22 protein-coding genes are annotated in these 23,553 nt (G+C 59.1%); 8 read left to right on the top strand and 14 right to left on the bottom strand.

The window, feature by feature from the left end:
• The 8 genes from ACWR1S_RS15080 to ACWR1S_RS15045 all read left to right on the top strand — a co-directional run.
• Nucleotides 1–407 (top strand): GDP-mannose 4,6-dehydratase (locus tag ACWR1S_RS15080; protein ID WP_454564057.1); only part of this gene is annotated, 407 nt, incomplete at its 5' end.
• Nucleotides 404–1,375 (top strand): GDP-mannose 4,6-dehydratase, encoded by a 972-nt coding sequence (gmd, locus tag ACWR1S_RS15075; protein ID WP_454564056.1) that lies wholly within the window; start codon nt 404–406, stop codon nt 1,373–1,375. The genes ACWR1S_RS15080 and gmd, both read left to right, overlap by 4 nt.
• A gap of 3 nt (nt 1,376–1,378) precedes the next feature.
• Nucleotides 1,379–2,821, top strand: a complete 1,443-nt coding sequence (locus ACWR1S_RS15070) for a mannose-1-phosphate guanylyltransferase/mannose-6-phosphate isomerase (protein ID WP_454564055.1) — start codon at nt 1,379–1,381, stop codon at nt 2,819–2,821.
• The gene (locus ACWR1S_RS15065) at nt 2,822–3,619 is read left to right on the top strand and encodes an ABC transporter permease (protein ID WP_454564054.1); all 798 of its coding nucleotides are present in this window, start codon (nt 2,822–2,824) and stop codon (nt 3,617–3,619) included.
• On the top strand, nt 3,619–4,872 hold the full coding sequence (locus ACWR1S_RS15060; protein WP_454564053.1) for an ABC transporter ATP-binding protein: 1,254 nt from the start codon (nt 3,619–3,621) through the stop codon (nt 4,870–4,872). The genes ACWR1S_RS15065 and ACWR1S_RS15060 overlap by 1 nt, the downstream gene beginning before the upstream one ends.
• Nucleotides 4,869–6,236, top strand: coding sequence for a glycosyltransferase family 4 protein (locus ACWR1S_RS15055; protein ID WP_454564052.1), 1,368 nt, complete (start codon nt 4,869–4,871; stop codon nt 6,234–6,236). Before ACWR1S_RS15060 ends, ACWR1S_RS15055 begins: the two co-directional genes overlap by 4 nt.
• Nucleotides 6,220–7,350, top strand: coding sequence for a glycosyltransferase family 4 protein (locus ACWR1S_RS15050; protein ID WP_454564051.1), 1,131 nt, complete (start codon nt 6,220–6,222; stop codon nt 7,348–7,350). The genes ACWR1S_RS15055 and ACWR1S_RS15050 overlap by 17 nt, the downstream gene beginning before the upstream one ends.
• Nucleotides 7,351–8,481 carry a glycosyltransferase family 4 protein gene (locus tag ACWR1S_RS15045; RefSeq protein ID WP_454564050.1) on the top strand — a complete coding sequence of 377 codons (1,131 nt, stop codon included), beginning with the start codon at nt 7,351–7,353 and terminating at the stop codon, nt 8,479–8,481.
• 35 nt (nt 8,482–8,516) lie between these two features.
• Here ACWR1S_RS15045 and ACWR1S_RS15040 read toward each other — a convergent pair whose 3' ends face one another.
• The 14 genes from ACWR1S_RS15040 to atpB all read right to left on the bottom strand — a co-directional run bounded on the left by ACWR1S_RS15040 (nt 8,517) and on the right by atpB (nt 23,543).
• The gene (locus ACWR1S_RS15040; RefSeq protein ID WP_454564049.1) at nt 8,517–10,547 is read right to left on the bottom strand and encodes a pyridoxamine 5'-phosphate oxidase family protein; all 2,031 of its coding nucleotides are present in this window, start codon (nt 10,545–10,547) and stop codon (nt 8,517–8,519) included.
• A gap of 46 nt (nt 10,548–10,593) precedes the next feature.
• Nucleotides 10,594–11,220, bottom strand: a complete 627-nt coding sequence (locus ACWR1S_RS15035; protein ID WP_454564048.1) for a glutathione S-transferase family protein — start codon at nt 11,218–11,220, stop codon at nt 10,594–10,596.
• A 105-nt stretch (nt 11,221–11,325) separates the two neighbouring features.
• Nucleotides 11,326–12,252 (bottom strand): LysR family transcriptional regulator, encoded by a 927-nt coding sequence (locus ACWR1S_RS15030; RefSeq protein ID WP_454564047.1) that lies wholly within the window; start codon nt 12,250–12,252, stop codon nt 11,326–11,328.
• A 267-nt stretch (nt 12,253–12,519) separates the two neighbouring features.
• Nucleotides 12,520–14,352 carry a glutamine--fructose-6-phosphate transaminase (isomerizing) gene (glmS, locus tag ACWR1S_RS15025; protein ID WP_454564046.1) on the bottom strand — a complete coding sequence of 611 codons (1,833 nt, stop codon included), beginning with the start codon at nt 14,350–14,352 and terminating at the stop codon, nt 12,520–12,522.
• A 2-nt stretch (nt 14,353–14,354) separates the two neighbouring features.
• Nucleotides 14,355–15,131: a DeoR/GlpR family DNA-binding transcription regulator gene (locus ACWR1S_RS15020; protein ID WP_110718201.1), complete on the bottom strand. Its 777-nt coding sequence runs from the start codon at nt 15,129–15,131 to the stop codon at nt 14,355–14,357.
• 231 nt (nt 15,132–15,362) lie between these two features.
• Entirely contained in the window at nt 15,363–16,730 is a 1,368-nt protein-coding gene (gene glmU, locus ACWR1S_RS15015; protein ID WP_454564045.1) for a bifunctional UDP-N-acetylglucosamine diphosphorylase/glucosamine-1-phosphate N-acetyltransferase GlmU, read from the bottom strand.
• A 118-nt stretch (nt 16,731–16,848) separates the two neighbouring features.
• Complete coding sequence (locus tag ACWR1S_RS15010; protein WP_007954164.1) at nt 16,849–17,274, bottom strand: F0F1 ATP synthase subunit epsilon; 426 nt, start codon at nt 17,272–17,274, stop codon at nt 16,849–16,851.
• Nucleotides 17,275–17,319: 45 nt separating this feature from the next.
• Nucleotides 17,320–18,699 (bottom strand): F0F1 ATP synthase subunit beta, encoded by a 1,380-nt coding sequence (gene atpD, locus ACWR1S_RS15005; protein WP_016984062.1) that lies wholly within the window; start codon nt 18,697–18,699, stop codon nt 17,320–17,322.
• 27 nt (nt 18,700–18,726) lie between these two features.
• Nucleotides 18,727–19,587 carry a F0F1 ATP synthase subunit gamma gene (gene atpG / locus ACWR1S_RS15000; RefSeq protein WP_007911960.1) on the bottom strand — a complete coding sequence of 287 codons (861 nt, stop codon included), beginning with the start codon at nt 19,585–19,587 and terminating at the stop codon, nt 18,727–18,729.
• Nucleotides 19,588–19,637: 50 nt separating this feature from the next.
• The gene (atpA, locus tag ACWR1S_RS14995; protein WP_016984064.1) at nt 19,638–21,182 is read right to left on the bottom strand and encodes a F0F1 ATP synthase subunit alpha; all 1,545 of its coding nucleotides are present in this window, start codon (nt 21,180–21,182) and stop codon (nt 19,638–19,640) included.
• Between the two features lie 21 nt (nt 21,183–21,203).
• A complete protein-coding gene (locus ACWR1S_RS14990) occupies nt 21,204–21,740 on the bottom strand; it encodes a F0F1 ATP synthase subunit delta (protein ID WP_007911956.1) in 537 nt (178 codons plus the stop codon).
• A 12-nt stretch (nt 21,741–21,752) separates the two neighbouring features.
• Nucleotides 21,753–22,223, bottom strand: coding sequence for a F0F1 ATP synthase subunit B (locus ACWR1S_RS14985; protein WP_064116541.1), 471 nt, complete (start codon nt 22,221–22,223; stop codon nt 21,753–21,755).
• 59 nt (nt 22,224–22,282) lie between these two features.
• On the bottom strand, nt 22,283–22,540 hold the full coding sequence (gene atpE / locus ACWR1S_RS14980; protein WP_003097235.1) for a F0F1 ATP synthase subunit C: 258 nt from the start codon (nt 22,538–22,540) through the stop codon (nt 22,283–22,285).
• A gap of 133 nt (nt 22,541–22,673) precedes the next feature.
• Nucleotides 22,674–23,543, bottom strand: coding sequence for a F0F1 ATP synthase subunit A (gene atpB, locus ACWR1S_RS14975; RefSeq protein ID WP_093429553.1), 870 nt, complete (start codon nt 23,541–23,543; stop codon nt 22,674–22,676).
• Between the last annotated feature and the right edge of the window lie 10 nt (nt 23,544–23,553).

The raw sequence follows: 23,553 nt of genomic DNA, 5'->3' as shown, positions 1-23,553 counted from the left end.
TTGTCATCGCCAGTGCCGCCCGCCAGATCAATCGCATCAAACAAGGCCTGCAAGCACCGCAACTGGAAGTCGGCGATATCGACGTGACGCGGGATTTCCTCGATGTCGGCGATGTGATTTCGGCGTACTTAGCGCTACTGGAAAAAGGCACACCCGGCCAGGTCTACAACATCTGCTCGGGCCGTGAGCAAAGCATCCGCAGCCTGATCGAGCAGCTCGGCGAGCTGGCCGAGGTCGAGATGCAACTGGTTCAAGACCCCGCGCGCATGCGCCGCGCCGATCAGCGTCGCGTCTGCGGCAGCCACGTCAGGCTGACCCGGACCACAGGATGGACGCCTGAAATCACTACACAACAATCCCTGCGGGCGATCCTGTCCGACTGGGAGACGCGAGTACGCCAAGAATGACAAAAAGTGCACTGATCACAGGGATCACCGGCCAGGACGGCGCGTATCTGGCCAAGCTGTTGCTCGACAAGGGCTACAAGGTTTACGGCCTCGTCGCACGGCGCAGCAGCGATTCACGCTGGCGCCTGCGCGAGATGGGTGTCGAAGCCGACATCGTTTATCTCGATGGCGACATGGCCGATGCCTGCTCGGTGCAGCGTGCGGTCATCAAGTCGGCGCCGGACGAGGTCTATAACCTCGCCGCACAAAGCTTCGTCGCCGCCTCCTGGGATCAACCGGTGACCACCGGCATCGTCGACGGCCTGGGCGTCACTCACCTGCTCGAAGCGATCCGCCAGTTCAGCCCGCACACCCGGTTCTATCAAGCCTCGACCAGCGAAATGTTCGGTCTGATCCAGGCCGAACGGCAGGATGAAAACACACCGTTCTACCCGCGCAGCCCGTACGGCGTGGCCAAACTGTATGGCCACTGGATCACCGTCAACTACCGCGAAAGTTTCAACCTGCACGCCAGCAGCGGCATCCTCTTCAACCACGAATCACCGATGCGCGGCATCGAGTTCGTGACCCGCAAGGTCACCGACGCCGCATCGCGCATCAAGCAGGGCAAACAGCAGGCGCTGGCTTTGGGCAACATCGACGCGAAACGCGACTGGGGTTTTGCCGGCGATTACGTCGAAGCCATGTGGCTGATGCTGCAGCAGGACAAGCCTGACGATTTCGTGGTTGCCACTGGCGTCACCACCACGGTGCGCGAGATGTGCCGCATCGCCTTCGATCACGTCGGCCTCAACTACCGCGATTACGTGAAAATCGACCCGGCGTTTTTCCGCCCGGCCGAAGTCGAAGTGCTGCTCGGCAATCCGGCCAAGGCTCAGCGTGTGCTGGGCTGGCAGCCGAAAACCGACCTGGATACCTTGATCCGCATGATGATGGATGCGGACATGAAACGCGTTGCCAAGGAGTAGGCCATGCTGATTCCCGTGATTCTGTCCGGCGGTGCCGGCACCCGTTTATGGCCGGTGTCCCGCGAGGGCCATCCGAAACCGTTCATGAATCTGCCCGACGGCCAATCGCTGCTGGGCAAGACCTACCAGCGTGCGGCAGCGTTACTCGACGGCTGGGGCGATATCGTCACGGTGACCAACCGCGAGTACTACTTCCAGAGCAAGGATCACTATTGCGCCGCCCACGTGTCGCGCCATCGCGGGCACTTTCTGCTGGAGCCGACCGGGCGCAACACGGCGCCGGCCATCGCGGCGGCGGCGTTGTCGCTACAAGCACTGCACGGTGATGACGCGATCATGGTGGTGATGCCCGCCGATCATTTGATCGTCAATCAGGACGCGCTGAAAGCCGCAGTCGAGCACGCGGTCAATCTGGCCAAAGACGGTTATCTGGTGACCTTCGGCGTGATCCCGACCGCGCCGGAAACCGGTTTCGGCTACATCGAAACCGGCGCCCCGCTGGACGCCAAAGGCGCGGCAAAAGTGCAGCGCTTCGTCGAGAAACCCGACCTGCAAACCGCCACGCATTATCTGGAGAGCGGCAACTTCCTGTGGAATTCGGGAATGTTCTGCTTCACCACCGCCAGCGTGATTGCCGAGCTGCAATTGCACGCGCCTGAACTGCTGGAACAGACCCGTGCCTGTATGGCCGCCAGCGCGCCAATCGAAACCGTCGGTTGCCTGCAGCAGGAACTGTCACCGGCGCTGTTCGCTGAAATCACCGACATCTCCATCGACTACGCGTTGATGGAGCGTTCGGAAAAAGTCGTCGTCGTGCCCGCCGGTTTCGACTGGAGCGACATCGGTTCGTGGGGCGCCGTCGCGGCACTGGTGCCAGCCGATGCCGACAACAACCGCGCCAGCGGCGAAGCGATCTTTATCGACAGCCACAACAACTTCGTCCAGAGCGACGGCCGGCTGGTAGCGACGGTGGGTGTGGATAACCTGATCGTGGTCGATACCGCCGACGCGGTGCTGGTGGCCCACGCCGACCGTGCGCAGGATGTGCGCCGCGTGGCCAAGCAACTCAAGGACAAATCCCACGAAGCCTATCGGCTGCATCGTACCGTCAGCCGCCCGTGGGGTACCTATACGGTTCTCGAAGAAGGGCCACGCTTCAAAATCAAGCGCATCGTGGTCAAACCCGGTGGCAAGCTGTCCCTGCAAATGCACCATCACCGCAATGAACACTGGGTGGTGGTCGAAGGCATGGCCAAGGTCACCAACAATGGCAGCGGCACGACGCTGGTGGCCAAGAACGAATCGACCTTCATTGCCGCCGGCCACAAGCATCGCCTGGAGAACCCCGGCGTGATCGATCTGGTGATCATCGAAGTGCAGAGCGGCGAATACCTGGGAGAGGACGACATCGTCCGCTTCGAAGACCAATACGGCAGGACGGTTTAAATGCTGCTTTCCCTGTACCGCTCGTTGCATGAATACCGAGGTTTCATCCTCGGCAGCGTGCAGCGAGAGTTCCAAGCGCGGTACCGCAACTCGCTGTTCGGCGCTCTGTGGCCGATCTTCAACCCGCTGTCGATGATCATCGTTTACACGGTGATCTTTTCCCACATCATGCGCGCCCGCCTGCCCGGTGTGGATGACGGCATGGCCTACAGCATTTACCTGTGCGCCGGTCTGCTGGCGTGGGGGCTGTTCTCGGAAATCACCCTGCGCAGCCAGAACATGTTTCTGGACAACGCCAACCTGTTGAAGAAAATAAGTTTCCCGAGGGTCTGTCTGCCGGTGATCGTGCTGATCAATGCCGGAATCAATTTCGCCATTATTATTGGCTTGTTTCTCGGTTTCCTACTCGTCACCGGACGCTGGCCGGGCATGGCATTGCTGGCGCTGGTGCCGCTGGTTGCCCTGCAGATGATGCTCAGCGCTGGCCTCGGCATGGTGTTGGGCGTACTCAACGTATTCTTCCGTGATGTCGGGCAACTCTTCGGCATCTGTCTGCAATTCTGGTTCTGGCTGACACCGATCGTTTACCCCATCAGTATCCTGCCGGAGTGGTTGCAGAACCTGCTGCAATTCAACCCGCTGACCAACCTGATCGCCAGCTACCAGAACCTGTTCCTCTACGGTCAATGGCCGCTGTGGAGTTCGCTGCTGCCGGCATTCGTGATCGGTGCCGTGTTCTGCGCAATCGGTCTGCGCCTGTTCCGCCAACGGGTCGGTGAAATGGTGGATGAACTCTGATGGGACATATCCGTGTTACCGGGCTGGGCAAAGCCTATAAACAATACCCCAGCCGCTGGAGTCGCCTGGCCGAATGGCTGATTCCTTTTTCAACGCTGCGTCACCGTCAGCATTGGGTGCTCAAGGACCTTACATTCGAGATTCCCGCTGGCGAGGCCGTGGGCATCGTCGGGGTCAATGGCGCTGGCAAGAGTACGCTGCTGAAAATGATCACCGGCACCAGCCGACAGACCTGCGGCACCATTGAACTGTCGGGTCGGGTCGCCGCGCTGCTGGAACTGGGCATGGGCTTTCACCCGGACTTCACCGGCCGGCAAAACGCCGTGATGGCCGGGCAACTGCTCGGCATGCACCTCGATGAAATCAATGCCTTGATGCCCCAGATCGAGGGCTTCGCAGAAATCGGCGAGGCGATTGATCATCCCGTGCGCACCTACTCCAGTGGCATGCAGATGCGTCTGGCATTCAGCGTCGCCACCGCACGCCGCCCCGATATTCTCATCGTCGACGAAGCCTTGTCCGTGGGTGATGCCTACTTCCAGCATAAAAGCTTCGAGCGTATCCGCAGTTTCCGTGAGGCTGGCACTACCCTGCTGATCGTGTCTCACGATCGCTCGGCGATTCAATCGATCTGCGATTCGGCGATCCTCCTCGATGGCGGTCGCATGGCCATGCACGACAGGCCTGAAGCGGTGATGGATTACTACAACGCCTTGCTCGCCGAACGTGAAGGCCAGATCGTGCGCCAGGAAACGCTCAGCGGCGGCCAGGTGCAAACCGTGTCCGGCACCGGTGAGGCCGGCATTCTGCGCGTGCGCCTGCTGGACGAATCCGAACGTTCCATCGAAGCCGCCGAAGTCGGCCAGCCTGTGGTGCTGGCCGTGGACGTCGAGGTTCGTCAGGACATCGAACGGCTGGTACTGGGGTTCATGATCAAGGATCGCCTCGGCCAGCCCATGTATGGCATCAACACCCATCGGCAGAACCAGGCACTGGAAAACCTGCGAGCCGGTGAGCGCATCAGCTTTCGCTTTGCGTTTGTCATGGGGCTGGGCAAAGGCAACTACTCCGTGGCCCTGAGCCTGTCGAGGCTCGACTCGCACCTGGATCGAAATTACGAATGGCGTGATTTCGGCCTGGTGTTTCATGTCATCAATAATCGACGCGAAGATTTCGTTGGCTGCTCATGGCTCAACGCGCAGACCACGATCAGCCGTGATACCGAAGTCAGCCATGTCGAGCGCACGCCATGACCCGCTTGCTGGTGGAATGCACCCATGTGTTCAAACACCCGACGGTCAACTCGGGCATTCAGCGCGTGGTACGCAATGTCATCAAGCAGCTGCCTGCCAGCGCTAAAGGTATCGAGTGCCTGCCGGTGGTGGTGCTCAATGGCGAACTCTATCGCGTGCTGCAACTGGCATCGCTCGATACGCCTTTTTTCAACAGGCTGGAAACCTTCGGCGGACGCCTGGAGCGCCTCGCTCATCGCTTCTGGCAGTGGCATCAGCGTCGTGATGCGCAACTCGCCTCGAAACTGGCGCGACGGATTTTGTATGTCGGCTACCGGCTGACAATCTTCGGCGCGTTCGGCCTGCCGATCCGCCTGATCCGACGGATCAACCGCACGCAACTGCTCAAACGTTGCTCCCCCCTGCAGCATCGGCCGGGCGATCAACTGGTGTTGCTGGATTCATCCTGGCACTCGGATTTTTTCGCCCATGTCGAGCGGCTCAAACGCGACGGCGTCGGCATGATCGCGGTGATCTACGACCTGATCCCGCTGACTCATCCGCAGTTTTACGACACACGTCTGGTCGAGGTGTTCAGCGAGTGGTTCGACTGGATCACCCGCACGGCCGATGGCTACATGGCGATTTCCGCCACGGTGCGCGATCAGGTGCGTGAAGAATTGCAGCGAAGAATCGGTGCCGAACAAACCGACCAGCGCTGGTTCGATTTCTTTCACCTGGGCTCCGAACTGGATCTGCATAACGCCGAGGCAACGATCGAGCCGCGCCTGAAGCAATTGTTCACGACAACAGACCCGGTTTACCTGATGGTCAGCACCATCGAGCCGCGCAAGAATCATGCGTATCTGCTCGATGCCTTCGAGCGCGCCTGGGCCACAGGCTCGACGGCCCGGCTGTGCTTCGCCGGGCGGGTCGGCTGGAAATGCGACGCCCTCCTCGCCCGGGTGCACAATCATCCCGAGCTGAACCAGCGTCTGTTCATGTTCAACGACCTCAGTGACACTAGCCTTGAACACGCCTACGCCCACGCCAGTGCGCTGGTGTTCCCCTCATTCGTCGAAGGCTTTGGTTTGCCCTTGGTGGAAGCCATGCAGCGCGGCTTGCCAGCGATGGGCAGCGACATCGCGGTGTTTCGCGAAATCGGTGGCGAGTTCATGGCGTACTTTGATCTGCAGGATCCGCAAAGCCTTGCCGACTTGATCAACGGCTTCCAGCGCAGCGGCCAATTCCCCGCCGCTCGCGATGTCGCCGATTGGCAGTGGATCGGCTGGCGCGAAGCGAGCCTGCAACTGGCCGAACGCAGTGTGCGTCATGTTCTGCAAGCGCCGGCGGCGCCAGCGAGGCAGCATGCGCATTGCCCTTAACGCACGCATTCTCCAGGCACCGCGCACCGGCATCGGCCATTACGTTGCCGAACTGGTCAACGCCTTGCGCAGCGAATCCGACATTGACGTGACCTTGTTCCACGGTTGGGGCTGGAGCTCGGCGCTGCCGGAAGCGGCCATGCCCGGTTACTCGCGTCTGACGCCACTGCTGCGGCAGATTCCCGGGGCTTATCAGGCACGTCGCTGGCTGGAGCAGAAACGCTTCGATCAGGGCCGCGCGCAAGGTATCGACCTCTATCACGAGCCGAGTCTGTGGCCGCTGGCCTTCGACGGCCCGACCGTAATCACCCTGCACGATCTGACTCACCTGCATTTTCCCGAAACCCAGCCCCCGGCGCGGCTCAAGGAAATCGAGCGCCGATTGGCCGTGGGTGTGCAACAGGCGCAAATTATTCTCACCGACTCGCAAGCCATTGCCGAGGAAGCTCAAGTTTATTTCGGCCTGCCTGCCGAGCGTTTTGTCGTCGCGCCACTGGGCGTCGCAGAACGCTTTCACCCGCGTGAGGCGAGCGCCATTGACGCGGTGCTCAAGGCGCATGCGGTTACGGCGCGGGAATATTTTCTATGCGTGGGCACGCTGGAGCCGCGCAAGAACCTTGGGCTGGCCCTGCGCGCCCATGCGCTGTTGCCGGAAACCGTGCGTCAGCGCTTCCCGCTGCTGATCGTCGGCATGGCTGGCTGGGAGCGCGAACAGTTCAGCGAACCCCTGCGTCAGGCGCTGGCCAGCGGGCATGTATGCCTGCTCGGTTATCTGCCTGATGAACAGGTCGCGCAACTGCTGGCCGGCGCCCGGGCGCTGATTTTTCCATCGCTGTATGAAGGTTTTGGTCTGCCGGTACTGGAGGCTATGGCCAGCGGCACGCCGGTGGTGCTCACGCGCTCATCGGCGATGCCGGAAGTCGCCGGCGCGGCTGGCAACTATATTGAAGCTGATGATGCAGAAGGCCTGCGTGATGCGCTGAGCCGACTGATCGACGATCAAGCGCATTGGCAGGCATGCCAAGAAGCCGGGTTACAGCAGTCACGGCTTTTTTCCTGGGAGCGTTGTGCACAGGCCACCGCCAGTGCCTACCGCCAGGCCATGGGAGGTTGAATGCGAGTTCTTCATTTTTTCAAGACGTACCTGCCTGACTCCGTCGGCGGCATTGAGCAAGTGATCTTCCAGCTCTGCGAGAGCGGCGCCCAGCACGGCATCGAAGGCCAGGTGCTGACATTGAGCGCTGACCCGACACCGGCCGTGGTGCAACTCGGTCAGCACGAAGTGCACCGGGCCAAACTCGATATTCAATTCGCCTCCACCGGTTTTTCCTGGAGTGTGTTCAAACAGTTTCGCGAGCTGGCCGCCGAGGCCGACGTGGTCAACTACCACTTCCCGTGGCCGTTCATGGACCTGGTGCATTTCGCCAGTGCGATGAATAAACCAAGCGTGGTGACCTACCACTCGGACATCATTCGCCAGAAGCACCTGCTCAAACTCTACCGGCCACTGATGAACCGCTTCCTCGCCAGTGCCGACCGCATCGTCGCCGCCTCGCCAAACTATTTGCACACCAGCGATGTGTTGCAGCAGTTCCAGGACAAGACCCGAGTGATTCCCTACGGTTTGAACAAGGCCGGTTATCCACAGCCGGATACCGAACGAATGAATCGCTGGCGCCAGCAGCTTGGGGATAAGTTTTTTCTGTTTGTCGGCGTGATGCGTTACTACAAAGGCCTGCACATTTTGCTGGATGCGCTGAAAGACGTGGACTACCCCGTGGTCATTGTCGGCGCCGGGCCGCTGGAACTGGAGCTGCACGCTCAAGCGCAGGCACTGGGCCTGCGCAACATTCATTTCCTCGGCCGCCTCGGTGACGAGGACAAAGTCGCGCTGCTGCAACTGAGCTACGCCATCGTCTTCCCTTCGCACCTGCGTTCGGAAGCTTTCGGCATCTCGCTGCTGGAAGGTGCGATGTACGGCAAGCCGATGATTTCCAGCGAGATCGGCACTGGCACCAGCTACATCAATATCCACAACGAAACCGGGCTGGTGGTCCCGCCCAGTCATCCGCAGGCGTTTCGCGAGGCGATGCGCACGCTGTGGGAAGACCCGGTGCGTGCCGCCGCGATGGGGGTGAAAGCCGAAGCGCGTTACCGGCAGTTATTCACAGCCGATGACATGGGCCGCAAGTGGACAGAGCTGTATCAGGAATTGCTCGAAGAAAAGGACCTGTCCTACGCCTGAGCGTGGGTTGAACACAGCTCCTACACGGGTTCGGATTACAGGTCTAAGACCAGTGGCTGCGTGCTTTGCGCCGGAACGGCACAGCAGATCAGCACATGCCCCGCTTCCGGAATATCCGCCGGCGGCTGTGGATAATTCACTGCGCCGCTGACCAGCCGCGTCTTGCAGGTGCCGCACGAACCACCCCGGCAACTGAACTCCGGACGTAAACCCCGACTTTCCGCCAGCTCCAGCAAACTCCCGCCATCCGGCTGCCAGCGCGCCTCTTTCACCGAACGCTCGAACAGCACCGGCACCGATTTGGTCGCTGCGGGCGGTTGTTCGATGACGATCGCGTCCGGATCGGCCTGACGTTTCAACGTCGACGGGCCAAAGGTTTCTGCGTGAATCTGCGCGTCGCGCACATCCAGCTCGCGCAGGGTGTCGTACAAACCTTGAGTAAACCCGCCGGGGCCGCAGAGGACAAAGTCGAGCTGATCGAAATCCTCGGCTTCCAGCAGGTTCCTCAGCACGGTGCCGTCGATGCGCCCATGCACATCGAAATCCTCGCCCTCTTGAAGATCGGCTTCCGGCTGGCTGAGCAAGCGCAGGATTTGTACAGAGTCGCCTGCGGTTTCGAGTAACCGATCCAGCTCCCTGCGAAACGGCTGATCGGCGAGGCTGCGCGAACTCTGCAGCAACAATGTCGGACGAATCCCCCGTGTGCGTAAGCCTTGATAAACCACCTCGCGCAACATCGACAGCAACGGCGTGATGCCAACTCCGGCGGCCAGCAGCACCAATGGTCGCTGCTCCAGCGGCGCGACGGTGAAATGCCCTTGCGGTGCCCGTGCTTCGAGTACATCGCCGACGCAAATCTGCTCATGCAGGTGCGACGAAATCAGTCCTTCGCGCTTCACGCTGATGCGGTAGAAACCATCTGATGGCGCACTCGAAAGGCTGTAGGTGCGGATGTGCACCTCGCCATCAATGGTGAAACGCAGCGGTAGATGCTGGCCGGCGAGGAACACCGGTAAACCGGCGCCATCGTTCGGCTCCAGATAGATCGAGCGGATGTTGCGACTCTCCGCTTCAATTTTCGCCACCCGCAGCGGCCGCCACTGATTGCCCAGCGCCTGCGCCTGCAAACGCGCGTCGGCCTCGGCCCAGTTACCGGTCAACAGACTGGTCGGCGACATGCCGTCGAAGCGCCAGCGCAACGCCAGGGCTGCCGGACGCCGCACCAGTTTTTCCACCTCAAATGTCCACAACCGCTCCGCGCCTTGAAAGGCTTCGATCTGCGGATCATCGAGAAGGATCTCGGTACGCCCACTCAGTTGCAGCAGATCGCCTGTGGAAAAGTCGATGAACAGCAAGCCTGCCTTGGGGTTCAGCAACAAATTGCCGAGGGTGTTGAAGTGCAGATTGCCGGCGAAGTCAGGGATGGTCAGACGATTGCCTTGCACCCGTACGAAACCGGCCTGGCCGCCACGGTGAGAAACATCCACCGCGCGTTGCCCCTCGACGTCCACATAACTGGCGACAAAAAACGTATCGGCGCCCATGATCAGCGCGATGGCCGCGTCGTCGAGGCCGTTCAGATGCTCGGCCGGACGTGTCTGCGGATCAGTCAGCGGCACACGTTGAAACTGGCGCAACTGAATGTACTGCGGGCAATTACCGAAAGCCTGATCCACGCTCACGTCGAAACCCTGCGCGGTCAGATTGTCGACATGGCCATTGAGGCGATTGCGCCGGCGGGTGTGCAGTTCGATGCCGAGTAAACCGATCGGCTCGCCGTTGCGCAATTGCGCCGGATCATCGGCCGAAGGTTGGCTGGCGAAATGCAGATGCTCGGGATCGGGCGAATGGGCAAATCCGGGCGCACCTTCGAGCACACTGGCCCACGGACGCCCGTCCGCATCGACTGCGCCGTACAGCATGAAGGGCAATTGCTGATAGAACTCACGGTGCTGATCCGGCATCCACGTGCGAATCACCTTACGCCCGAACGCCTCCATGCGTTCGGCAACGCCGACATGGGCCTGCAATTGCTGTTCGCCAGCGTGCCACGGTGAACGTTCCATCACGACCTCTCCCCTGCACCGTCGGCACAGTGTGGATTGCGGGAAATCAGACTGCAGTTTGCAGACCGGCAACCGTGCGCGGCATGCCGACGAAACCCGGCAGGGCTTCAACCCGGGCCAGCCAGGCGCGAACGTTGCCGTAGTCGTCCAGCGACACATTGCCTTCCGGTGCGTGGGCGATGTAACTGTAGGCAGAAACGTCGGCAATGGTCGGTTCGTCGCCGGCCAGGTACGCAGTTTTGCCCAACTCGATGTCCATCACCTTGAGCAGGTTATGCGCACGGGTAATCGCCTCTTCTGCATTCAGTTGGGCGCCAAATACCGTGACCAATCGTGCAGCAGCAGGTCCGAAGGCAATCGGCCCGGCGGCAGCCGACAACCAGCGTTGTACCCGCGCAGCACCGACCGGATCGGTTGGCAGCCAACGACCGTGGCCGTATTTCTGCGCCAGATACACCAGAATCGCGTTGGAATCGGCCAGCACCACGCCGCCGTCATCAATGGCCGGCACTTGGCCGAAACTGTTGATCGCCAGATACGCTGGCTGCTTGTGCTCACCTTTGGCCAGATCGACGAAGATCAGCTCGGTTGGCAATTGCAGCAAGGACAACATCAGTTCGACACGGTGGGCGTGGCCGGAACGTGGGAAGTTGTAGAGTTTGATCGCTTGCATGGTCGACTCCGCTGAACAGGGGCGCCGCTGCGGGGATGAGCGCGCCGATGGAGGCCATCTTCCCCCTGCTGCGAAAAGAACAGAATCACCAGCAACTGCAATCGATTATTTCAGTTCGTGCAATAACGCAGCATTTTTAAGCGCCGGGTGCTCACGCAAAGCCTTGGCCGTGAAATCGACGAAACTGCGGATTCGCGCCGGCGCCTTGCGCCCACCCTGATACACCACGTGGATCGGCAATGGCGGCAGTTCAAATTCGGCGAGGACGATTTCCAGCTCGCCGGTGGCGATCTTGCTGGCGACTTGATAGGACAACACTCGAGTGAACCCCAATCCCAGACAGGCAGCGGCGATGGCCGCCTGATTCGCCGTCACCACCAGACGCGGCTCCGGGCGCACGCTCAACGACTCGCCGTGCTCGAGAAACGGCCAACTGCGCTGCTGCCCGATCGATGAAGTCGCCACCACCGGCGCCCCGGCCAACGCCCGTGGATGGTCGGGACGACCGTGTTTATCCAGGTAAGCAGGCGAAGCACAAATCACCCGCCGCACTTCGCCCACGCGAATCGCATGCTGGTTGCTGTCCGGCAGATCACCGATACGCACCGCGACATCAATGCCTTCCTCGACAACACTCACCACGCGGTCGACCAACAATGCATTGATGCACACGTCCGGGTACTGCGCGAGATAACCCGCCATCACCGGCGTGACAAACAATTCGCCAAACAACACCGGCGCCGTCACCGTCAGTTGCCCACGCGGCTCGGCATGACTGCCCGCCGCCGAATCCTCGGCTTCCTGCACCTCGGCGAGAATCCTCCGACAATCCTCCAGATAACGCTGCCCGGCTTCGCTCAAATGCACACTGCGCGTGGTACGAATCAGCAACTGCGTACCAATGCGTTGCTCCAGCGCCGCCACCGCCCGCGTGACGCTCGCCGCAGAGAGACCCAGACGCCGCGCGGCCGCAGAGAAACCTTGCTCCTGAGCGACAGTGGTGAAGATGTGCATTTCCTGGAAGCGATCCATCCAATACCTCTCAGCGGGGCGATAGGTTCTTTGGAAACGATTACACCAGCGAGGAAGAGATCGATCGCTGAAAAAAATACTGTAATCGCGGATTTTCACGAAGCTATAAATGCGCTCAAATGCCCGTCTTATATAGCTGCCGTGGTTTTTGGTCAGCAACAATAGGCGGATTTTTTCGCGGATTTTCAGAAGAGAAAATTGGTGAATTAATAAAGCGGGGGGAGCAACGCAGGGAGCAAGAAGACTCTCGCCCCCGCGTAAGAACAATTACTCCACCGTCACCGACTTCGCCAAATTACGCGGTTGATCCACGTCCGTGCCCTTCAGCACCGCAACGTAGTACGACAGCAGCTGCAGCGGAACCGTGTAGAGGATCGGCGAGAGGATGTCGTGGATGTGCGGCATCTGCACCACGTGGGTGCCTTCGCCGTTGGTCATCCCGGCTTTTTCGTCGGCGAACACGATCAGCTCGCCGCCACGGGCGCGGACTTCCTGCAGGTTGGATTTGAGCTTCTCCAGCAGTTCGTTGTTCGGCGCCACAGTGACTACCGGCATGTCGTTATCCACAAGCGCCAGCGGACCGTGTTTCAGTTCGCCGGCCGGGTAGGCTTCGGCGTGGATGTAGGAGATTTCCTTGAGTTTCAAGGCACCTTCCATCGCCACCGGGAATTGCGCACCACGGCCGAGGAACAGGGTGTGGTTTTTCTCGGCGAACAGTTCGGCGATTTTTTCCACTGTGCTGTCCATGGCCAGGGCTTCGCCGAGACGGGTTGGCAGGCGACGCAACTCTTCGACCAGACGCGCTTCAACGCCGTTGGCCAGGGTGCCGCGCACTTGGCCCAGCGACAGGGTCAGCAGCAATAGACCAACCAATTGCGTGGTGAAAGCTTTGGTCGAGGCCACGCCGATTTCGCGACCGGCCTGAGTCAGCAGGGTCAGATCGGATTCGCGTACCAGCGAACTGATGCCGACGTTGCAGATCGCCAGGCTGGCCAAGAAACCCAGCTCTTTGGCGTTGCGCAGGGCCGCCAGGGTGTCGGCGGTTTCGCCAGACTGCGAGATGGTCACGAACAAGGTGTCCGGCTGCACCACCACTTTGCGATAGCGGAATTCGCTGGCGACTTCGACCTGGCACGGGATCCCGGCCAGTTCTTCCAGCCAGTAACGGGCAACCATACCGGCGTGATAGCTGGTGCCACAGGCGACGATTTGTACATTGCGCACTTTGGCGAACAGCTCGGCTGCTTGTGGGCCGAACGCTTGCACCAGCACCTGATCGTTGCTCAGGCGACCTTCGAGTGTGCGTTGAACAACGGCGGGTTGCTCGTGGATTTCCTTGAGCATGTAGTGACGATATTCGCCTTTGTCGGCGGCTTCGGCACCGTCGCTGTACTGCACAGTCTGGCGCTCGACAGCATTGCCGTTGACGTCCCAGATTTGCACGTTATCGCGGCGAATTTCGGCGATATCGCCTTCTTCCAGGTACATGAAACGGTCGGTGACCTGACGCAGGGCCAACTGGTCAGACGCGAGGAAGTTCTCGCCCAGACCCAGACCGATCACCAACGGGCTGCCACTGCGCGCGGCCACCAGACGATCTGGTTGTTTGGCATTGATCACCGCCAGACCATAAGCACCGTGCAGTTCCTTGACCGTCGCTTTCAGCGCAACGCTCAGGTCTGGCTGATCCTTGAGTTTGTGGTTAAGCAAGTGGGCGATGACTTCGGTGTCGGTGTCCGAAGTAAACACGTAACCCAGCGCTTTCAGTTGTTCGCGCAGGGCTTCGTGGTTTTCGATGATGCCGTTGTGCACCACCGCGATGTCGCCGGAGAAATGCGGGTGGGCGTTGCGCTCGCATGGCGCACCGTGAGTGGCCCAACGGGTGTGGGCAATACCGAGGCGACCCACCAGTGGATGCTCTGCCAACGCAGCTTCAAGTTCGCTGACTTTACCCGGACGACGCATGCGCTCGAGGGTTTCGTCATTGGTGAAGACCGCGACACCGGCGCTGTCGTAGCCGCGGTATTCAAGGCGCTTGAGGCCTTCGAGCAGGATGGCGGTGATATTACGTTCAGCAACTGCGCCGACAATTCCACACATGCTTATTTCTCCTGACTGACAGCCGCGCAAATCACGGTGATACCGCGGGCCTGAATCTGATCGCGTGCCTCGCTAGGCAGGCGATCATCGGTAATTAGGGTATGGACGCTGCTCCACGGCAGCTCCAGGTTGGGAATCTTGCGACCGATCTTGTCGGCCTCGACCATGACGATGACTTCCCGCGCTACTTCAGCCATGACCCGGCTCAAACCGAGCAGCTCATTGAAGGTCGTGGTGCCGCGCACCAAGTCGATACCGTCGGCGCCAATGAACAATTGGTCGAAGTCGTAAGAGCGTAGTACCTGCTCGGCGACCTGGCCCTGAAAGGATTCCGAATGCGGGTCCCAGGTGCCGCCGGTCATCAACAGCACCGGTTCGTGTTCGAGTTCGCTCAGGGCGTTGGCGACGTGCAGAGAATTGGTCATCACCACCAGGCCTGGCTGTTGGCCAAGTTCGGGGATCATTGCGGCAGTGGTGCTGCCGCTGTCGATGATGATGCGCGCGTGTTCGCGGATGCGTTTCACTGCCGCACGGGCAATCGCCTGTTTGTATTTGGAAACGCTCTGCGCCGTTTCCGCGACCAGTTCCTGCGGCATGGTGATCGCCCCGCCGTAGCGGCGCAGCAGCAGGCCATGGCTTTCCAGCGCGGCGAGATCCTTGCGAATCGTAACTTCTGAAGTTTCGAAACGCTTGGCCAGTTCATCCACACTGACTTCGCCCTGCTCGTTGAGCAAAGCAAGGATGTTGTGACGGCGTTGCGGCGTATTGCGTTTCGACATAACGATTTAAGTTTCGATTCGAAAGATAACGGAAGCAATCAAAACCTATCGGCCATAAATCGTCAAGCGCAAGTCAGACTTTTTTGAAAACGACATAAACAAAAAATGTGGGAGCGAGCTTGCTCGCGAAGGCATCGTGTCAGTCAACATCAATGTTGAATGATCTATCGCATTCGCGAGCAAGCTCGCTCCCACATTGAATTTTCGTCGCTGAAAGCCGCTGTGGATAACTCAGCTCTTCTTGATCTTCTCCGGCCGCTTCCAGCCGTCGATATTCCTCTGCCGCGCTCGGCCCACGGCCAACTGCGCGTTATCCACATTCTGCGTAATGGTCGAACCGGCCGCCGTGGTCGCACCGTCGGAGATATCCACAGGCGCGACCAACGAGTTATTGGAGCCGATGAACACATCTGCACCCAACACGGTTTTCCACTTGTTGGCGCCGTCGTAGTTGCAGGTGATGGTGCCCGCACCCACGTTGGTACGCGCACCGATTTCGGCATCGCCCAGATAAGTCAGGTGACCGGCCTTGGCGCCTTCGCCCATGTGGGCATTTTTCAATTCAACAAAGTTACCCACATGCGCACGCGCTTCGAGTACGGTGCCCGGACGCAGACGCGCGAACGGGCCGGCATCACTGCCCTCGCCCAGCACCGCACCTTCAATGTGCGAGTTGGCCTTGATCACCACGCCTTTGCGCAGGGTGCTGTCCTTGATTACACAGTTCGGGCCGATCTCCACATCATCTTCGATGACCACGTTGCCTTCGAGGATCACATTGATGTCGATCAGCACGTCGCGACCCACAGTGACTTCGCCTCGTACATCGAAACGTGCCGGGTCACGCAGGGTCACGCCTTGCGCCATCAACCGACGACCGGCGCGCAACTGGTAGTGACGCTCCAGCTCGGAAAGCTGCTTGCGATCGTTGGCGCCCTGCACTTCCATTGGGTCGTGCGGTTGCTCGGTGGCGACAACCAAGCCATCGCTGACCGCCATTTCGATCACGTCGGTCAGGTAGTACTCGCCCTGAGCGTTGTTGTTCGACAAACGGCTCATCCAGTCGGCCAGACGATTGGCCGGGACGGCTAGGATGCCGGTGTTGCCTTCAGTAATTGCGCGTTGCGCTTCGCTGGCATCTTTGTGTTCAACGATGGCTGCGACCTTGCCGTCGGCATCGCGCACGATGCGGCCGTAACCGGTCGGGTCTTCCAGTTCGACGGTGAGCAAACCCATCTGCCCAGGCACGACGTGCTTGAGCAGACGCTGCAGGGTTTCGACTTCGATCAGCGGTACATCCCCATAGAGGATCAGCACGGTGTCGGCAGTAATGAACGGCACCGCTTGAGCGGTGGCGTGGCCGGTGCCGAGTTGCTTGTCCTGCAGGACGAAATTCAGATCGTCAGCGGCCAGACGTTCACGCACCACGTCGGCGCCATGGCCGATCACCACATGAATGCGTTGTGGGTCGAGTTGCCGAGCGCTGTGGATAACATGGCCCAGCATGGAATTACCGGCAATCGGGTGCAGCACTTTCGGCAAAGCCGAGCGCATACGAGTGCCTTGACCGGCCGCGAGGATAACGATTTCAAGAGACATGACTGGCTACCAATCCTGGGTGGTCAGCAACTGCGACCGGGTTTCGGAAATTCGGAAAAGAAAAAAGGGTAGCCGAGGCTACCCTTTTTTATCAATCGCACAACAAGCGGCTGACGGATTAACCGCCAAACTTCTTGCGGATCTGCTGGACGGTGCGCAGCTGAGCTGCAGCCTCGGCCAGACGTGCGGACGCAGCTCCGTAGTCGAAATCTGCGCTCTTCTCGTGCAGAGCAGCTTCGGCAGCCTTGAGAGCTGCCTGGGCTTGAGCTTCATCCAGGTCGGCGGCGCGTTGCACGGTATCGGCAAGCACCTTGACCATGTTCGGCTGAACCTCGAGGAAACCACCGGAGATGTAGAACACCTCGGCTTCCCCGCCTTGCTTGATCAGGCGGATCGGACCTGGCTTCAGATTAGTGATCAGCGGCGCGTGACCCAGAGCGATACCAAGATCACCCAGTGCACCGTGCGCAATCACCATCTCGACCAGGCCGGAAAAGATTTCCCCTTCCGCGCTGACGATATCGCAATGGACTGTCATAGCCATCTGATTGCCTCAACCTAAATGAGCGCCCGTTGCCGGGCGCCGGGATTACAGTTTCTTGGCTTTCTCGATCGCTTCTTCGATGCCGCCAACCATGTAGAACGCTTGTTCTGGCAGGTGGTCGTAGTCACCGTTGAGGATGCCTTTGAAGCCAGCAATGGTGTCTTTCAGGGAAACGTATTTACCCGAAGCACCGGTGAAGACTTCAGCCACGAAGAACGGCTGCGACAAGAAGCGCTGGATCTTACGAGCACGGTTTACCAACTGCTTGTCGGCTTCCGACAGCTCGTCCATACCCAGGATCGCGATGATGTCCTTCAGTTCTTTGTAACGTTGCAGAACGTACTGAACGCCGCGAGCGGTGTCGTAGTGGTCCTGGCCGATTACGTTCGGGTCCAGTTGGCGCGAAGTCGAATCCAGTGGATCTACCGCTGGGTAGATACCCAGGGAAGCGATGTCACGGGACAGAACGACGGTGGCGTCCAAGTGGGCGAAGGTGGTCGCTGGCGATGGGTCGGTCAAGTCATCCGCAGGTACGTATACCGCTTGGATCGAGGTGATCGAACCTTCTTTGGTCGAAGTGATACGTTCTTGCAGAACGCCCATCTCTTCAGCCAGAGTCGGCTGGTAACCTACTGCCGAAGGCATACGGCCCAGCAGTGCGGATACTTCAGTACCGGCCAGGGTGTAACGATAGATGTTGTCGACGAACAGCAGAACGTCGTTACCTTCGTCACGGAACTTCTCGGCCATGGTCAGGCCGGTCAGTGCTACGCGCAGACGGTTACCCGGCGGCTCGTTCATCTGACCGTAAACCAGTGCCACTTTGTCCAGAACGTTGGAGTCCTTCATCTCGTGGTAGAAGTCGTTACCCTCACGAGTACGCTCACCCACACCGGCGAACACGGAATAACCGCTGTGCTCGATGGCGATGTTACGGATCAGTTCCATCATGTTTACGGTTTTGCCTACACCGGCACCACCGAACAGACCGACTTTACCGCCTTTGGCAAACGGGCAAACCAGGTCGATAACCTTGATGCCGGTTTCCAGCAGGTCGTTGCCGCCTGCCTGTTCAGCGAACGAAGGCGCTGGACGGTGAATGCCCCAACGCTCTTCGGTGTCGATCGGGCCAGCTTCGTCGATCGGGTTACCGAGGACGTCCATGATCCGGCCCAGGGTCGCTTTACCGACCGGTACGGAGATGGCTGCGCCAGAATCGGTAACTTCCAGACCGCGCTTCAAGCCCTCGGTGGAACCCATCGCAATGGTACGAACCACGCCGTCGCCCAGCTGCTGCTGAACTTCCAGAGTGGTGCCGGCATCGCTTTTGACTTTCAAAGCGTTGTAGATGCTCGGTACGCTGTCGCGTGGAAATTCCACGTCGATAACGGCGCCGATGATTTGAACGATACGTCCGCTACTCATAGCTGGATCCTCTGAATATTTGAACCGTTAAACCGCGGCAGCGCCGCCGACGATTTCCGAGATCTCTTGGGTGATCGCAGCCTGACGCGCCTTGTTGTAGATCAGCTGCAAATCGCTGATCAAATCACCGGCGTTGTCGGTAGCGTTCTTCATCGCGATCATCCGCGCAGCTTGTTCAGCCGCGTTGTTCTCGACCACCGCCTGGTAGACCTGCGACTCAACGTAGCGGACCATCAAGCCGTCAAGCAGCTCTTTGGCATCCGGTTCGTAGAGATAGTCCCAGTGGTGCTTGAGATCCTGATCCGGGGTGGCCACCAGTGGAATCAATTGCTCCACGGTAGGCTGTTGCGTCATGGTGTTGATGAACTTGTTGGACACCACGGACAGGCGGTCAATACGGCCGTCCAGGTAGGCATCCAGCATCACCTTGACGCTGCCGATCAGATCATTGATCGACGGCTCTTCACCCAGGTGGCTGATAGCTGCAACGACGTTACCGCCGAAGTTACGGAAAAAGGCCGCACCCTTGCTACCCACAACACACAGATCAATCTCGACGCCGTTTTCGCGGTTTACCGCCATGTCCTTGACCAGGGCCTTGAACAGGTTGGTATTCAAGCCGCCGCACAGACCACGGTCACTGCTCACCACAACATAACCAACGCGCTTGATTTCGCGGTCGATCATGAACGGGTGGCGGTATTCCGGGTTGGCGTTGGCCAGATGCCCAATAACCTGGCGGATACGCTCCGCATAAGGACGGCTAGCAGCCATGCGCATTTGTGCCTTGCGCATTTTGCTGACCGCCACTTTTTCCATGGCGCTGGTAATCTTTTGCGTGCTTTTGATGCTCGCAATCTTACTGCGAATCTCTTTTGCGCCTGCCATGTAACACCTATCAGGTTAGCAAGCGGGAGCCTCGCGGCTCCCGCTGCGGCTTACCAGGTTTGGGTGGCCTTGAACTTCTCGATACCGGCTTTCATGCCAGCGTCGATTTCGTCATTGAAGTCACCTTTAACGTTGATCTTGGCCATCAAATCGGCGTGATCGCGGTTGAAGAAAGCGATCAGCGCTTGTTCGAAGCTGCCGATCTTGGCGATTTCAATGTCAGTCAGGAACCCACGCTCAGCGGCATACAGCGACAGCGCCATGTCAGCGATCGACATTGGTGCGTATTGCTTCTGCTTCATCAGCTCGGTAACGCGCTGACCATGCTCAAGTTGCTTACGGGTCGCTTCGTCCAGGTCAGAAGCGAACTGGGCGAATGCCGCCAGTTCACGGTACTGAGCCAGAGCGGTACGGATACCACCGGAGAGCTTCTTGATGATCTTGGTCTGAGCGGCACCACCCACACGGGATACCGAAACACCGGCGTTCACTGCAGGGCGGATGCCCGAGTTGAACATGGCCGATTCCAGGAAGATCTGACCGTCGGTGATGGAAATCACGTTGGTCGGAACGAACGCGGAAACGTCGCCAGCCTGGGTTTCGATGATCGGCAGTGCGGTCAGGGAACCGGTTTTGCCGGTCACTGCGCCGTTGGTGAACTTCTCTACGTATTCTTCCGAAACGCGGGATGCGCGCTCCAGCAGACGGGAGTGGAGATAGAACACGTCGCCTGGGTAAGCTTCACGGCCTGGTGGACGGCGCAGCAGCAGGGAAATCTGGCGGTAAGCCACTGCTTGCTTGGACAGATCGTCATAAACGATCAGCGCGTCTTCACCGCGGTCGCGGAAGAATTCACCCATGGTGCAACCGGAGTACGGTGCCAGGAATTGCAGCGCAGGAGATTCCGAAGCACTGGCAGCCACGATGATCGTGTTGGCCAGGGCGCCGTTTTCTTCCAGCTTGCGAACCACGTTGGCGATGGTCGATTGCTTCTGACCGATGGCTACGTAGACGCAGAAAATGCCGCTGTCTTTCTGGTTGATGATCGCGTCGATCGCCAGAGCGGTTTTACCGATCTGACGGTCACCGATGATCAGCTCACGCTGGCCACGGCCGACAGGGATCATGGCATCGACAGCCTTGTAGCCAGTCTGTACAGGCTGGTCTACCGACTTACGCCAGATCACGCCCGGAGCAACTTTCTCGACCGCGTCGGTCTCGGTGTTGCCCAGTGGACCTTTGCCGTCAACAGGGTTACCCAGTGCGTCGACTACGCGACCCAGCAGTTCCTTACCAACAGGAACTTCGAGGATGCGGCCGGTGCACTTGGCGCTCATGCCTTCAGCCAGAGACTGGTAAGCGCCCAGTACAACGGCACCTACGGAGTCTTGCTCCAGGTTGAGGGCCATACCGTAGACGCCGCCCGGAAACTCGATCATCTCGCCGTACATAACGTCGGCCAGACCGTGAATCCGCACGATGCCGTCAGATACGCTGACGACAGTGCCTTCGTTACGGGCTTGGGAGGTCACATCGAGCTTGTCGATGCGGCCCTTGATAATTTCACTTATTTCGGAAGGATTGAGTTGCTGCATTGCTCTGCTGCCCCTTCAAACTCAAGATTTCAATGCTTCGGCAAGTTTCGCGATTTTGCCGCGAATCGAGCCATCGATAACCAGGTCGCCGGCGCGGATGACGACACCACCTATAAGGGCAGCATCCTCCGCAACTTGCAGGCGCACTTCCCGGTTGAGTCGTGCACTGAGAACCTTGGCGAGTTTGTCTTGCTGTTCTTGGTTCAATGCAAAAGCACTGGTCACTTCAACGTCTACCGACTTCTCTTGTTCGGCCTTGTACAGGTCGAAAAGAGCGGCAATCTCCGGCAGAAGCGGGAGACGGTCGTTTTCGGCAACGACATTGATGAAGTTCTGTGCCTTGGCATCAAACTTGTCGCCGCACACGTCAATAAACGTGGCGGCCTTTTCTGCGCTCGTCAGTCGCGGGGCCTTGAGCACGCGCTGCATGGTGTCATCTTGTGACACCGCTGCAGCCAGGCCGAGCATGGCTGACCAATTGGCCAGTTGCTGGTGGGCCTGAGCGTGCTCGAAGGCCGCCTTAGCGTAAGGTCGGGCCAACGTGGTCAGTTCTGCCATGATCGCCCTCGCTTAGATTTCAGCAGCCAGTTGGTTAACCAGCTCTGCGTGCGCGTTTTGATCGATTGTGGCACCCAGGATCTTCTCGGCGCCGCCGACAGCCAGCATACCCACTTGGGCGCGCAGCTTGTCTTTGACACTGTTCAGTTCCTGTTCGATCTCGGCTTGAGCCTGAACCTTCACACGGTCAGCGTCGACACGGGCCTTTTCAACGGCCTCTTCGACAATCTGGTTACCGCGTTTCTTGGCTTGCTCGATGATTTCAGCTGCCTGAGCTTTCGCTTCGCGCAGTTGCTGACCCGCTTTTTCTTGGGCCAACTCCAGGTCGCGAGCTGCACGGCTGGCAGCGTCCAGACCATCAGCGATCTTCTTTTGACGTTCGTGCAGAGCAGCGATGACCGGAGGCCATACATACTTCATGCAGAACAGTACAAAAATCAGGAACGCAACGGACTGGCCAATCAGGGTCGCATTAATGTTCACGCCAACACCTCGCAGTTACGTTGTCCATCACATCAAATTACTCGGAAAAATCCGGGTAATTAGCCAGCGATCTGACCAACGAACGGGTTCGCAAAGGTGAAGAACAGAGCGATACCAACACCGATCATGGTTACGGCGTCGAGCAGACCGGCAACGATGAACATTTTAACTTGCAGCATTGGAACCATTTCTGGCTGACGCGCTGCGCCTTCCAGGAACTTGCCGCCCAGCAGGCCGAAACCAATTGCGGTACCCAGTGCGCCCAGGCCGATCAACAGTGCAACAGCGATAGCGGTTAGACCAACTACAGTTTCCATCTTTCCTCCCGACTTTTACGTCGTATGGTTTAGGTTTTTTAGATTAAAGCGGTAAAACAAATCGTTTCAGGTGCCCTGTGAAGAGCCCCTTCCCGTTTGACCGGGAAGGACATCAGACTAGTCGAGACTGGTCTTAATGGTTTTCTTCGTGCGCCATCGACAGGTAGACGATGGTCAGCATCATGAAGATGAACGCCTGCAGCGTGATGATCAGGATGTGGAACACAGCCCACGCCCACTGCAGAACAACGCCCAGGCCGCTCAGCCAGAGCAGGCCGCTGCCGAACATCACAGCGATCAGAATGAACACCAGCTCGCCGGCATACATGTTGCCGAACAGACGCAGAGCCAGAGAGATCGGTTTGGCGATCAGGGTCACGAATTCCAGCAGGAAGTTCACCGGGATCAGCAGGGCTTGAACAAAGATGTTCTTGCTGCCGAACGGGTGCAGGGTCAGTTCGCCGATGAAGCCGCCGAAGCCCTTGACCTTGATGCTATAGAAAATGATCAGTGCGAAAACCGAGAACGCCATGCCCAGGGTCGCGTTCGGGTCGGTGGTCGACACGGCGCGGAACGGGATGTGGTGGTCGCCGGTGATCAGGATGGCCAGCTGAGGAATCCAGTCGACCGGTACCAGGTCGACGGCGTTCATCAGGAACACCCAGACGAAGATGGTCAGTGCCAGCGGTGCAATCACCGGGCTACGGCCATGGAAGCTGTCTTTCACGCTGCCATCGACGAATTCGACCAATACTTCAACGAAGTTCTGCAAAGCACCCGGCTGACCCGAAGTCGCTTTCTTTGCCGCCATGCGGAAAAGAAGTACGAAGATCAGACCCAACGCGACCGACCAGCCGAGGGTATCGACGTGGAAAGCCCAGAAGCCCATTTCTTTGGCTTCTGCTGCGGTATGGGCAAAGCCCCAGCCGCCGTTAGGTAGCTGACCGAAGGTCAGGTTCTGCAAGTGGTGCTGGATATAGCCCGAAGCGGTTGTTTCTGCCATGGTTGCCTCA

The sequence above is a fragment of the Pseudomonas sp. AIG genome, assembly GCF_977020205.1.
Note: the sequence above shows the minus strand (reverse complement) of the source record. Positions and strands in the feature narration are given on the sequence as shown.